Below are 13,423 nucleotides of genomic sequence, written 5' to 3' on the forward strand. Positions count from 1 at the left end.
TCACCAGACATTGAAAATCAAAAATTAATTTTGATGCTCGATGCTGTGAGTGCCCACACAGATTGCTTGATTCAAATTGTTAAAGAGCGTCACGCTTATCGCGTTGAGGAGGCGCATCTTACGCTCCTCACTTCGAAAGTCAAGCGATTGTTTTCGCTTTTCTTTCGGCGCCCGCTTCACTGTGAAGCTAGCTTATCAGTCCGGCGTGTTGTGCCGTGCTGGTAGGGGCGCATTATAGGGATGGCAGCCGCGCTGGCAAGCCGTTTTTTGAAGAAAATCACATAAATTGCAGCCTATTCAATTAGGAACAGCTTACCCCAAGCATATATACAGGTTTATCCACAGAAGCGTGATTTATGCCCCGTTTAGCTACCATTAAAGTAGGCAGGAGGTGGAATGTGGCATCATACTTGAGCGGAAATATCTGTACCGAGTGGCCATGGTAGCGTCATCCAGGAAAGCTGGTTACCATGGTGGTGAATATAGTGTTGCACCTTTTTTGCTTTCATTTACAAAAGGTCTTTAAAGATGAATTTATCCAAGTTTCCCGTTTATATGCAGGCTGCTGTATTAGCCCTGGTATTGGCATTGATTGGTTATCTGATTGCCCAAGCGCTGCAGTTTTCTTTGAAAGCCGAGGTGATCTTCGCCGCTGGCTTGGCGATTGGTGGCTTCGTGGTCCCTCTGTTCCTGAATAAGGCACCCGTGGCCATGGCAGCCAATGGTGCCAGCCAAGAGACTTGTACCTTATATGTAGGCAACCTGCCTTATCGCGCCAACGAGATCGCCGTGCGCGAGCTGTTCGCCGAGCAGGGTCAGGTGATTTCTGTTCGCTTGATGAAAGACAAGGCGACTGGCAAGCGCCGGGGATTCGGCTTTGTCGAGATGCCTGCTGCCGATGCGGCCAGGGCTATTGCGACGCTCAATGACAAAGAGTATCAGCAGCGCACCCTCAAGGTGCGTGAAGCCAATGACAAGCGCGACAAAGAAGAACGTGAGAACGACGTCGACGCCTGATCGCTCAGAGCAGGACTTCAGTTAAGGTAGACAGCCCCCAAGCTTGCAAGGGGGCTGTTATTTTTTTGGCCTCCTCATCCAGCCGGGTGCAGTAGGCATGCGCCTCTGGAACCCCGATTGTCGCGGCCATGCCATGACTGCTCAGCAGATGGGTCACACGCTTGGCGACCGCCGCCCCCGAATCCACCAACTGGCAATTCGGCATGAGCTGCCGGATTTCGGCATCGAGCAAGGGAAAATGGGTACATCCCAGCACCAAGGTATCCGGTTGCTCACTCCCTTCCAGCCAGTCTGCCAATACATGGCGCAGCAGTGCCATATCCACCACCTCCCCCGCCAGCTTGCGTTCTGCCTCGACCACGAGCTCAGTCGTCCCCTTGAGCAGCACCCGCTTGCCCGGCGCAAACTGGGCAATCAGTTCGTGGGTATAAGGACGGGCCACCGTGCCCGGCGTCGCCAGCAGGCCGATACACCCGTTGCGGGTCAAGGCGGCGGCGGGCTTGATGGCGGGCACAACGCCCACCACGGGAATAGTCAGGGCGGTGCGCAAGGAGGGCAACGCTATGGTACTGGCGGTATTGCAGGCGATCACCACCAGATCGATGGCCTGTTCGGCCACCACCCGGGTCACCAGGCGGACGCAGGCCTGGATCAGGGCAGATTCACTGAGCTCGCCATAGGGGAAGTTGGCGTTGTCGAAACAGTAATAGTAGTTATGGTCAGGCAGGCTCTGACGGATCTCGCGATATACGCTCAGTCCACCCATGCCGGAATCGAACACCAAAATATTAGCCACCTGCACCCCCTATGCTGCGAGGGTGCGATCATACTCCCGCTCCCCGCCAATAGAAAAGGCCCTGCTGCTGGCAGGGCCTGTTTTTAAGGTGCGAATGGGAGTGCTTATATAAGCAGGCTTATCAGAACCTGTAATCCGCGGTCACCCTGAACTCGGTGCCAGGACCCGGGTAGTCGACAGCAGACTCATACTGTTTGTCGAACAGGTTGTCGATGCGCCCGCCCAGGGTCAGCTGAGACGTCGCCGAATAGCTGGCCGCCAGGTTCAGCAAGGTGTATGAACCCAGTTCGACCCGCTCGGCCGGGAAGCTGGAGAAGTCCTTGTCGTCACGCTTGCCGGTATAGAGCAGCTCGCTCGACCAGTCCACGGGGCCGGTCTGCACCTGCGCCAACCAGCTGGCCTTGTTCTTGGCCCGACGCAGCAACTGGCGATCGTCATCGTTCTTGTCCTCGGCACGGGTGTAGTCATAGCTGAACTCGTGATGGACAGGCCCGGTATCCAGACCCAGTGCCAGCTCTATCCCCTTGATGTCTGCATCGGTGTTATCCGGTTTGCAGCTGGAGAAGGCACTCTGACAGGCGATCAGGTTCTGGATGCGGTTGCGATAGAGATTCACGGACCAATCCCAGGCGGTGTAACGACCGGTGAAGCCCAGCTCCAGGTTCTTGCTCTCTTCCGGCTTCAGATCCGGATTCTCATAACCCGGGTAATAGAGGTCGAGGAAAGTCGGTGCCTTGAAGGCGGAGCCATAGCTCAACCGCACATTGTGGTGCTGGTCCAGATCCAGGCCGGTGGCCGCCGACCAGGTGTTATGACGGCCGTACTGCTCGTTGTCGTCGGTGCGACCCGAGAGCTCCATCAGCAGTGCCTGCCAGCGATAACTGCCCACGGCGAACAAGCCGGTGTTGTCACGATCCGGCGCATCGAATGCCTGGCCATAGCTGCGCGAGTCGGATTTGAGCTGCTCCTGCTGCCAGTCGGCGCCGCCGGTCAGCACCAAGCCCTCGACGCCGCTCCAGCTATTCAACCAAGAGAAGCGGGTCAGCCCGGTGTGGATGGGCTCGGCAGAGGATTCACCCTGACTCGCCAGCCAGTTCTTCAGCTTGTTCTCGCCATAGCTGGCCTCGAGCCGGCTATTGAAGTGCTCGGCCTGATACTTGACGGCGCCATCATACTGGAACGCCTGAACCCGGCTCTGATCCGAGCTCAGGTAGGGGTCATCCATCTCGGTCTGGTTGTCATAACCCTGGGCGTTGATATCCGCACTCCAGGCGTCACTGAAGGCGTGATTGAAACCCAGCTGACCATTCAGGCTGTCAAAGCCATCCCGATCCGGCTGCTGGGCGGCGGCGACGACGTCGTAACCGTCCCCGCGCTCGTAACCGATCATCAGATTGGCATCTGTCTTGGCACTCAGCGCCTGCACGCTGCGCAGTTGACCCAGGCCATAGCCATGACTGCCCACCCCACCCTTGAGGTGGGTTTCGCCGCCCTCTTTGGCCGAGGTCTGGGTGATCAGGTTGATGACGCCACCAATGGCATCGGAACCGTAGACGGCCGCACGCGGGCCGCGTATGTATTCGACCCGCTCGATGTTGCCGAGGGGGATCTGGCTGAGATCGGGGGCTCCCGTCACCATGGCGGCGATGGGGCGGCCATTGACCAGTACCAGGGAGTGGTTGGAGTTGGTGCCACGAATAAAGAGGCTGCTCTGGTGGCCACGACCACCCAGGGTGGTGATCTGCACACCCGGCAGGGTCTTGAGCAACTCGGGCAGGCTCTGTACCTGGCGGGCTTCGATCTCGGCGCGATCGATCACCACAACGGGGGCCAATACCGAGCTGACAGGCTGTTCCACCCGGTTGGCGGTCACCACCAGGGTGTCATTGGCAGGCAGGGTGGACTGGGCGAAGGCGGCCGTCGGCAACAGGGCAGCCACCCAAAATTTCTTGGACATCACAGATCCTTAAGTTCGCGTAAGTATCTATTCCTTGGCCGGTTTCTCTCGGCCAGAAATACGAACTTTGGCAGGTCTTCGGACTCGGGGGCCAAGTGCCTAGGCGACGGCTTCCCGCCTTGCGGCAGTGCCCTGATGTCGCTTCGTTCCCCCTTACCGCTGCGCGCCAGCTCCGGATTCTCACCGGATTCCCTATTAAGCATGATGCGCCAAAGCGGGGGGATTATAGGAAAGGGTGGCAGAAGAGTATAGCTATTTAGCCATCTATACGTCTTTTACTCACAAAAGCGGAAACCGGCGCCCATGGGCACCGGTTTGTCAGATTTATCAATAGCTTCAGGCTCAGTCGGCGTAGCTGGCCTTGGGAGCTGGCAGGCGAATGGTGAGGGAGAGCACCAGGGCCACCACCAGCAACACCAGGATGAGGTTGAAGGTCGCCATGAAACCGCCGAACAGGGAGGCGACGATGGAGCCGATGATGCTGCCCAGACCGAAGCCCAGATAGATGACGCCGTAGTTCTTGGTCAGGTTGTTGAGCCCGAAGAAGTCGCTCACCAGGGAGGGATAAACGGTGATGGTACCGCCGAAGCTGAAGGCCACACAGGCCACCGCCACGAAGAACAGGTTAGCGTTGAGCGGCACGAACAGCAGCAGCGCCATGCCCACCAGGGTAATCAGCTGGGCAATGGTGATAACACGGATGCGGGACACCTTGTCAGACAGTATGCCCAGCACCAGACGGCCACCCAGGTTGGCCATGGCGATGATGGCGACGGCGTTGGCGGCCACCGCGGTCGACAAACCGACCATGTTCTCGCCGATGTCCTTGGCCACACCGATGACATAGAGGCCGCTCATGCAGGCGGTGAGGAACATCAGCGCCAGCATCCAGTACTGCGGCTTGCGCATGGCTTCGGCCAGGGTGAAGTCGCGGCTCTCGGTCTGCTGCACGGAAGCGGCCTGCTGGGGCGCATCCTTCATCAGCATGCCACCCACCAGCACCATGGACATGGCGATCAACCCCCACAGCTGGAAGGTCGCCTCCAGCCCGTTGTTGGAGAGCAACAGCAGGTTGATGTACTTGAAGCCGAGGCTGCCCAGGCCATAGGCACCGATAGAGCAGGCGGAGATGAGCCCCTTGCGCTCCGGGAACCACTTCACGCAGTTGGAGAGGGTCATCAGGTAGCCGGTCCCGTCGGCGAAGCCCACCAGTATGCCGGCGCAGAGGTAGAGCATGGCCAGGTTGCTGGCGTGGGCGGTGAGGAAGAAGCCGATGCCGAGCAGTACGCCAGCCCCCAGGGTGACGTTGCGCACCCCGAACCGCTCCTGCAGCTTGCCCGCCAGGGAGGAGGCCACCGCCAGCGAGAGGCTGAGCAGGCCGAAGGCGAAGGCCACCTGGCTCACCGGCTCGTCCAGCTTGTCGGAGAGCTGGGCGTTGAACAGGCTCCAGGTGTAAACGGAGCCCAGCGCAAACTGGGTGATGATGGTACCGATCAGGGTCAGATTCCGGGTGCGATTCATCTCTTTAGTCATGATGCGTCTCGGGCGATGGCCATAAGGAAATTGAGGCCACTATAGGCAAGACGCGGCTCGCGCCGGCAGATTAAGGCATGAAATGCAGATCGGCGGGCATGAATGACAATCAGAGCCGCATCAGCTGACGGAACGCCTTGATGTTGCTGCGGCTGACCGGCACCTCGAACGACAGATCATGGAGCCGGATGAGATAGGTGCTGTTGAACCAGGGCACTATCTCGCGGATCTTGTTGATGTTGACGCAGTAGGAGCGGTGGCAGCGGAAGAAGCCCTCCGCCGGCAGGCGGCTGACAAACTCGCTGAGGGCCATGGTCATCACGTAACGATCGGTGCGGGTATAGACATAGGTGAGCTTCTCGTCCGCCTCCGCATAGTAAATCTGCTCGCAGGGGGTGACTATGATGCGCTCCCCCTTCACCAGATTGATGGTGCGATTGGGCGGGCTGCTCACCTCCCCCTGCCCCGGTTGCGACTTGCCCGCATGTTCGAGCTTTTGCAGCAGATTGATGATGCGCGGCTCGTTGTAGGGCTTGAGGATATAGTCGAACGCCTCCAGCTCGAACGCTTCCACCGCAAACTCCTTGTAGGCGGTGACGAACACGATGTGGGGCGGATGGCTCGACTTGTGCAGGTTCTTGGCCAGCAGCAGGCCGTCGATGGAGGGGATCTGGATATCCAGGAACACCACGTCCACCTCGTGATCCTGCAGGTATTTGAACGCCTCCAGCCCATCCTCGAAGCTCGCCACTATCTCTATGGTGCTTTGCTGGTTCACCAGATAGACCAGCTCCTCGCGAGCCAGATATTCGTCTTCCACTATGATGGCTTTCAGCATGGCATGGCCCCCTGAGGGAACGCAGGAGAGGCCAGCGCCTCCCGCATCAAACATTCATCTTCGACAATAATGACTCTCAACATGACAACGCCTCTCCAGTCAGCGACTCGTCTTCAACAGTGATGGCGCTCAACATGGCATCGCCTCCTGGCTCGGCAGATAGAAACAGACTTCGGTACCCGGCTCCAGCCGCTTGAGGTGCAGGCCGTCCCCATAGAGCAGCTTGACCCGTTGATGCACGTTCATCAGCCCTATGCTGCGGCTCTCCACCCGGCCGGCGGCCACCCCGTCGATCACCGCCTGGCTGATGCCATAACCGGTATCGCGCACCGCCACCCGGATGCCCCCCGCCAGCTGCTTCACCTCTATGGTGACTTTACCGGGAGCGCTGCGGGGCTGGATGCCGTGCAGGATGGCGTTTTCCACCAGGGGCTGCAACAGCAGGCAGGGCACCTGGATGTGGACGTCGTCCACCTCGAACACCACCTCCAGCTTGTCGCCGAAGCGGGCCTGTTCGATGGCCACGTAGTCGCGCACCTGCTGCAGCTCCTCCTGGATGTCGATGAGCTCGTCCCCCTTGTTGAGGTTGTAGCGCAGATAGTCCGCCAGGTTGGCAATGAGCTGGCGCGCCTGCTGGGGGCGGATGCGGATCAAGGATGAGATGGCATTGAGGGCATTGAACAGGAAGTGCGGGTTGATCTTGCTCTGCAGGGCGGTGAACTCCGCCTTGCGGGTCATCTCCTTGAGCTGCTCGATGCGCGACACCTCCATCTGGGTGGAGATAAGCTGGGAGAGGCCCACCGCCATCTCCCGCAGGGAGCTGGTGATGCTGTGGGTGCGGCGGTAGTAGATCTTGAGGGTGCCGCTGACCGCGCCGTTCTCCCGCAGCGGAATGATGATGACCGAGTGGAAGTCCGACAGATGATACTGGCGCAGATCGTTGTTGATGATGATCTGGTCCAGCAACACGGCGCGCTGGGTCATGTCGCTGATGGCGTGGTGCTCGTCCAGCTCGTAGTAATCCTTGCCCACCCCCACGTAGGCCAGCACGTCCCGGGTGTCGGTGATGGCCACCGCATCGGCATGGATCTCGCTCCTGATGACACCGCACACCTGGCCGAGGGAGTGGCGATCGACCTTCTGGAAGAAGGGCAGCGTCTTGTTGGCGATGTCGAGGGCCAACTTGGCCTGCTTGGCGGCGATCAGCTCCTTCTCGTCGTCCAGATCCTGCACCAGCTTGATGATGAGCCCGATGCAGAGCGCCCCGGCGATCATCGGGTAGGCGATGTGGCTGACGATCTCGACCCCGATGGCATGAGGTTCGGTCAGCAGCCAGATCAGCAACATGGTCAGCCCCTCGCAGAACATCCCCGCCAGTATGCCGTAGAGCCAGAGCCGCGACTTGCGGCAATGAAAGTAGATCCAGGTCGCCAGCAGACCGGCGATGATGCTGGCGATGAGGCAAGGGATGGAGGTGTGGCCATCCATGTCGATGAGGTAGCGGTGCAGCCCCGAGATGACCCCGGCCGGGATGCCGACCCAGGGGCCGAACAGTATGCCGCCGGAGATGATGGCGATGATCCGCACGTTGATGAGCGCCCCCTCCACCGGAATGCCGGTATAGGTACTGAACACCGCGAACAGGCCGAAGATGACCGCGACCAGCACCAGCTCGGCCGGGGTATGGTTCTGCTTTTGAAACAGCCGCTGAAAGGGCCGGGTGCGGGTCAGGAAGAACAGGGTCATCAGCATCAACGCCGCCCGTTCAAACACGGCCAGCAACATCATCTGGTTTTCGAGCATGGATACCTCAGGGGGTCGGTGCGCGACTGGCGGCCTACTATAGGGATTATGGGGCCGGGCGCCGCTGACCGGGATCAAGGTGGGGACATTAACGCGTCACGCCTGAAACACAAAGACCCCACTCATGGGAACGGGGTCTTTGTGGTCATATCCTGTTCAGTGCCTGAGCCGAGCACCGACAGGGGTGAGTGCTATGCTGGCCAAGCCAGCACGCTCAATACCCTGCTCAGTATTTGACTTGGTAGTTGACGGTAAAGGTGCGACCGCGTCCCTGATAGTCAAACATCTCGGCTGGCCCATAGTAGCTGTAGAGACTGGCGGCGCGCTGACCCCATACGGTGCTGTACTGCTTGTCGAGCAAGTTCTGCACACCGAAGCCCAGGCTGCCCACCGACAACTCATAGCTGCCAATCAGATCCAGCAGGGTGTAACCCTCAATCTTGCCATCGGCATCGTCGGTCAGATCAAACAGCGTCTGGCTCTGCAGCTTCATCGCCAGCGCATTTTGCTGCCAGCCCAGCCAGGCAGCAGCCTTGGAGCCGCTGGCATTATCCACCGACACCTTCTCCCAGCCACCCTCGGCGCTCTTCTGCTCCGACTTGACCAGGTGACCATTGGCGCCCAGCTGCCAGGCATCGGTCAGCCAATAGGAGGCCTGCCCTTCTATCCCATACACTCGCTTCTCGTCATCCAACACACTGATCAGCATGGTCGACTTGTCTACCTTGACCGCCTTGTCGGACAAGGAGAGATAGGCCGCACTCTGCAGACTCAGGCGATCGGTATCATGACGTACCCCTATCTCGTAGCTGTTGGTCTTGATGCCCTGCAACTTGGAATCGGCTACGTTGACGCTCTTTTGCAGGCTGTAGTGGCCCTGAGCATCCGGGGTCTTGCTGTAAGTGCCGGTACCATAGTACTTGGAGGGATCCGAGAGATCGAAGCCCTGGGAGAAGTTGGCCCACAGCTGGGTTTGAGGCGTCAGCTTGTAGAGGGTGCCCAGATTGAACAGTCCGGTGTTGTAGCTGGTCGTGCCCCCCGGTACTGCATCGGCACTGCTGCCCTTGCCGAAGGCGATGTTGCGCTGCATGTTGTAGTCGACGAAGTCGTCAATCTTGTTGCGGGTGTACTGGTAGCGATAGCCCCCATCCAGGGACCAGCGGTCGGTGACGGCAAATTCGGTTTGCAGGAAACCCGCCAGGGACTCCACTTCGACCCCGGGGTAGCGACCTATGGTGCTGGCGGTCTTGTTGACCAGACCGCCGCTGTCATAGCTGGTCTGCTTGTCAAACAGGGCCTGGTTGCTCTTGAGGGTATCGATGAAACCATCGACCCCATAGGTCAGAGTCAGGCGATCCCAATCCTTGATCAGCGCGGTGCGCAGGCTCACCACATCCGTGCTCTGCTCGGAGGCGGCCAGGTAGCTGCCATAGATGAAGGGAATGAAAGAGAACTCTTCACTGCGATAAGAGGCCTGCACCATCAGGGTGTGATTCAGGAAGTCGGTGTTGCGGTAGTCGGCGTTGAGCAACCAGCGCTCGGTCGCGCCTTGGCGATCGGATTCAAAACCATCACGCACTGCAATCAGGCTGGTGTCCGCCGGGTTGCCGGTAATGTTGCCCGGCGCACCGGCCAGATCCTGACCGAAGTAGATGCCGTAAGGGCTATCCTGCTTGCTGCTGTAGTACTGGGCCAGCAACGTCAGACTCTGGTTGTCGGACGGGGTGAAGGTCAGGCTGCCCATGGTATCTATCACTTCGTTGAACTGCAGCGAACCCTGGGTGATGTCCGGCACCACCATGTCTCCACCCGCATCGAAGAAGGCCTTGTTGCTGCTGTAGACGAGGGAGGCGCGCCCCTGTACCAGATCATTACCCCCCGCCACCGACTGGGCCAGTTTGTAATCAACATCTTCATGACTGTTAAAACCCGTGGTGGTGCCTGCATAGCTCTCGAATTGCAGCTCGCCCTGTTCACCCTTCTTGGTCACTATGTTGACCACACCGCCGGTAGCACCCGCGCCATAGATGGACGTCGCCCCCGACAGCACCTCGATGCGCGCTATGTTAAAAGGATCGATGGAATCGAGCTGACGGCTGATGAGACGGGCCGAATTGAGGGAGACACCATCTATCATCACCAGCATGGCGCGGCCACGCAGGTTCTGACCATAGTTGGTCCTTCCCTGGCTGCTGACATCCAGGGAAGGCACCACGGCTGCCAATATCTCGCCCAGGCTCTTGCCGCCGCGGGACTCCTGTTCTATCCGCTGTGAATCCACATACCAGACGGTACCCGGAATGTCGCTGATGCTCTTGGGGGCATGGCTGGCGACCACCACCATGGTCTCCGGCTTGGCCTCGGTCTGTGCCGCCAGGGCAGGGAAGGCACCGGTCATGGTCAGCGCGAGTACCAGGGCATTCAGGGGATAGTTCCTTGCTTGTCTTAACATGACGTCCTGCTCTACCTGTTCATGGGTGCCTTTGGCACCATTTATTGCTATCGATGATGCGGCCGTGGGGACCGAGCATCCGTTATTGTCGTGACCGATGGCTTGCCCATGAGTCATCGAGAGGAATACCTATCCCCCGCCAACCACAAGAGATGCTCCACCGGGATCGGGCAGCCTGATGTCAATCAGCGACTGAGGATGTTAATAAGTATCATTTGTGACTTCAATTGTTTTGTGGGCGGGAGAGAGCGGCGTAATAGAGGCCAACTAATTGATAAAGAAGTGATTAATGAGCAGAGACAGGCATATGAGGGGGAACAGAAGACACAACCTCACCCGACGCTAAGCCGGGTGAGTTCATCATCACTCAGGAAAGAGTGGCGAGCCGGGCGGCGAACCCCATGAAGAAGAGGCCGATCAGACCGTTGCCCAGCTTGGCCAGGCGCAGTTTGCGTTGAAAAAAGCGCGCCATCAGTGAGCCGCCAAAGATGAGCAGGGTCAGATACACAAAGCTCATGGCCTCCAGCATGCCGGCCAGCACCAGGTAGGAGAGCCAGGTGTGGGCATAGTTGAAATCGATGAACTGCACGAAGAAGGAGACGTAGAACAGGATCGCCTTGGGATTGGTGAGGCTCAGGGTCAGCGCCTTGCCAAAGTAGTTCTCCCCCTGAACCGGGTCGGCAGGGTGACTCTCCGTCCTGGCGACGAAGTTGTCATACAGTATTCTCACCCCCAGATAGAGCAGATAGATGGCCCCCAGGTAGCGCACCAGGGTAAACAGCAAGGGTGTGGTACGGATCAGGGAGGCGACCCCCAGATAGGCGCAGAAGATGAGCAGGGCATCGCCGACGAAGACGCCGAGGGCGGCGCGATAACCGGGGCCTATGCCGCGGCTGGCACCGGTACGCAATACATAAATGGAGTTCGGGCCCGGGGCTATGATGATGAAAAAAAGACCGACTAAATAAGTCCAGACATTGATGACACCCAGGCTTTCAAACATGTTCCACCCCAATAGCAAAGACGAAGAGATGGGAAAGGAGACGGCACGGTCGCCATCTCACTCCTCATCGACCATGGATCCATCCTAACCTTGCGCGAATAAAGCACAAGCCTCTCACTTGGGAACGGCGAAGATCAGCAATATTGTCCCGCCACCCAGCCGGACGACCAGGCCCACTGGAAGTTGTAACCCCCGAGCCAGCCGGTCACGTCCACCACCTCGCCGATGAAATAGAGCCCGGGCACCTGACGCGCCTCCATGGTCTTGGAGGAGAGTGCGTTGGTGTCGACCCCTCCCAGGGTCACTTCGGCGGTGCGGTAGCCTTCGGTACCGTTGGGCAGCAGCTGCCAATCTTCCAGCAGGGCGGCAATGGCCTCCAGCTCCCGCTCGTTGTACTGGCGCATCGGCTTGTTAGTGAGCTGGCCCAGCTCCACCAGGGTATCGACGAAGCGCTTGGGCAGCTCGCGGCCCAGCACGGTTTTGAGCTCCTGAGCCGGATGAGCCTGCGCCCACCCTTTCAGCGTCGCCAATATGTCGAGATCGGGCAGCAGGTTGATATGGATCTTCTCCCCCGGCAGCCAGAAGGAGGAGATCTGCAAGATAACGGGGCCGGAGAGGCCGCGATGGGTAAACAGCATGGCCTCCTTGAAGCGGGTGCCATCCTCGGCGGTCACTGCGACCGGCAGGCTGACCCCGGCCAGAGCAGCAAACGCCTCCTTGTCGGCCTGATGCAGGGTGAAGGGCACCAGACCGGCGCGGGTCGGCAGCACAGGCAGACCAAACTGTTCCGCCAGCTTGTAGCCGAAGGGGGTCGCGCCCAGTTTCGGCATGGAGAGACCACCGGTCGCCACCACCAGGGATTGGCACGCTATCTCCCCCTTGCTGGTCACGAGCACGAAACCGTCTTCGCTCTTGGCGACGCTCAGGATCTCGGTCTGGAACTGCAGGCTCACCCCGGCCCAGTCACACTCGGTGAGCAGCACATCGACGATCTCTTTGGCACTCTCGTCGCAAAACAGCTGACCCAGGGTCTTCTCGTGATAGTTGACCCCGTGCCTGTCCACCAGATCGATGAAATCCTGCTGGGTGTAGCGGGCCAGGGCCGACTTGCAGAAGTGAGGGTTGCTGCAGAGGAAGGCCTGGGGCCCGGTCTGATGGTTGGTGAAGTTGCAGCGGCCGCCGCCACTGATCAGTATCTTGCGGCCCGGTTTTTTGGCATTGTCGAGCACCAGTACCGAACGACCCCGATACCCCGCCTGCTGGGCACACATCAAACCGGCCGCACCGGCCCCGATCACCACAACATCCGTTCTTATCATCACAGCGCCACTCACCTGAAACAGATCAACAAGAGCGGGGCCAACGCACAGACCCCAACCATCCCCCCCGGCCACCAAAAAAAGAAACGGCCCACGAGGGGGCCGTATTGTACTGACTGAACATTAAGTGTCCACGACTTATCGGGAGACTTAAGCAAGCCTCATCCAGGGATCAGGCGTTGTTGTCCATCACGCTGGCGGGGGACGCCTTGGCCAGCTCGGCCAGCTCCTTGTCGATGAAGTAGAGGCCCTTGCCATCCTCGCCCACCAGGTTGAGGCGGTCCACTATGCTCTTGAACAGCTTCTCTTCCTCATGCTGCTCGGCCACATACCACTGCAGGAAGTTGAAGGTGGAGTAATCCTGGGTAGTGAAGGCAACGTGGGCCAGGCCATTGATGCACTGGGTGATGTGGTGCTCATGCTCAAGGGTGGTGCGAAACACATCGCCCAGGGTGGTGAATTCGTGGGGAGGGGCACTGATGGCACCCAGTATCGGCATGGCGCCGGTCTCGCTCACATAGGTAAAGAGACGCTCCATGTGCTGACGCTCTTCCACCGCATGCTTGCGCAGGAAAGTGGCGGCACCTTCGAAACCCTTGTCCTCGCACCAGGCGCTCATCTGCAGGTAGAGGTTGGAGGAATAGAATTCCAGGTTTATCTGGTCGTTCAACTTCTCGATCATGGCTTGGGCCAACATGCTGATTC

Annotated in this window: 11 protein-coding genes and 1 riboswitch; of the genes, 2 read left to right on the plus strand and 9 right to left on the minus strand. The window is 59.1% G+C overall.

The window, feature by feature from the left end; genetic code table 11:
• Positions 1-225, plus strand: a 225-nt coding sequence (locus BN1130_RS22855; RefSeq protein WP_232301951.1) for a hypothetical protein, incomplete at its 5' end; no start/stop codon positions are given.
• Between the two features lie 303 nt (positions 226-528).
• On the plus strand, positions 529-1,017 hold the full coding sequence (locus tag BN1130_RS07460; protein ID WP_042041186.1) for an RNA recognition motif domain-containing protein: 489 nt from the start codon (positions 529-531) through the stop codon (positions 1,015-1,017).
• A gap of 4 nt (positions 1,018-1,021) precedes the next feature.
• Here BN1130_RS07460 and murI read toward each other — a convergent pair whose 3' ends face one another.
• From murI to ftnA, 9 genes are all read right to left on the minus strand, one after another.
• Positions 1,022-1,813, minus strand: a complete 792-nt coding sequence (gene murI, locus BN1130_RS07465) for a glutamate racemase (RefSeq protein ID WP_042041219.1) — start codon at positions 1,811-1,813, stop codon at positions 1,022-1,024.
• A 121-nt stretch (positions 1,814-1,934) separates the two neighbouring features.
• Positions 1,935-3,770: a TonB-dependent receptor domain-containing protein gene (locus tag BN1130_RS07470; protein ID WP_042041187.1), complete on the minus strand. Its 1,836-nt coding sequence runs from the start codon at positions 3,768-3,770 to the stop codon at positions 1,935-1,937.
• Positions 3,771-3,822: 52 nt separating this feature from the next.
• Positions 3,823-3,999, minus strand: a riboswitch (cobalamin riboswitch).
• A 113-nt stretch (positions 4,000-4,112) separates the two neighbouring features.
• On the minus strand, positions 4,113-5,303 hold the full coding sequence (locus tag BN1130_RS07475; protein ID WP_042041188.1) for an L-lactate MFS transporter: 1,191 nt from the start codon (positions 5,301-5,303) through the stop codon (positions 4,113-4,115).
• Between the two features lie 109 nt (positions 5,304-5,412).
• Positions 5,413-6,141 (minus strand): LytR/AlgR family response regulator transcription factor, encoded by a 729-nt coding sequence (locus tag BN1130_RS07480; protein ID WP_042041189.1) that lies wholly within the window; start codon positions 6,139-6,141, stop codon positions 5,413-5,415.
• 129 nt (positions 6,142-6,270) lie between these two features.
• Positions 6,271-7,944, minus strand: a complete 1,674-nt coding sequence (locus BN1130_RS07485; protein WP_042041190.1) for a sensor histidine kinase — start codon at positions 7,942-7,944, stop codon at positions 6,271-6,273.
• Positions 7,945-8,170: 226 nt separating this feature from the next.
• A complete protein-coding gene (locus BN1130_RS07490) occupies positions 8,171-10,396 on the minus strand; it encodes a TonB-dependent receptor (RefSeq protein WP_042041192.1) in 2,226 nt (741 codons plus the stop codon).
• 367 nt (positions 10,397-10,763) lie between these two features.
• Positions 10,764-11,399, minus strand: coding sequence for a leucine efflux protein LeuE (gene leuE, locus BN1130_RS07495; RefSeq protein WP_042041194.1), 636 nt, complete (start codon positions 11,397-11,399; stop codon positions 10,764-10,766).
• A gap of 134 nt (positions 11,400-11,533) precedes the next feature.
• Positions 11,534-12,718: a BaiN/RdsA family NAD(P)/FAD-dependent oxidoreductase gene (locus BN1130_RS07500; protein WP_042041195.1), complete on the minus strand. Its 1,185-nt coding sequence runs from the start codon at positions 12,716-12,718 to the stop codon at positions 11,534-11,536.
• A 172-nt stretch (positions 12,719-12,890) separates the two neighbouring features.
• Positions 12,891-13,415: a non-heme ferritin gene (ftnA, locus tag BN1130_RS07505; RefSeq protein ID WP_042041196.1), complete on the minus strand. Its 525-nt coding sequence runs from the start codon at positions 13,413-13,415 to the stop codon at positions 12,891-12,893.
• Positions 13,416-13,423: the final 8 nt, after the last annotated feature.

This window comes from Aeromonas rivuli (genome assembly GCF_000820045.1).
Lineage (GTDB): Bacteria > Pseudomonadota > Gammaproteobacteria > Enterobacterales > Aeromonadaceae > Aeromonas > Aeromonas rivuli.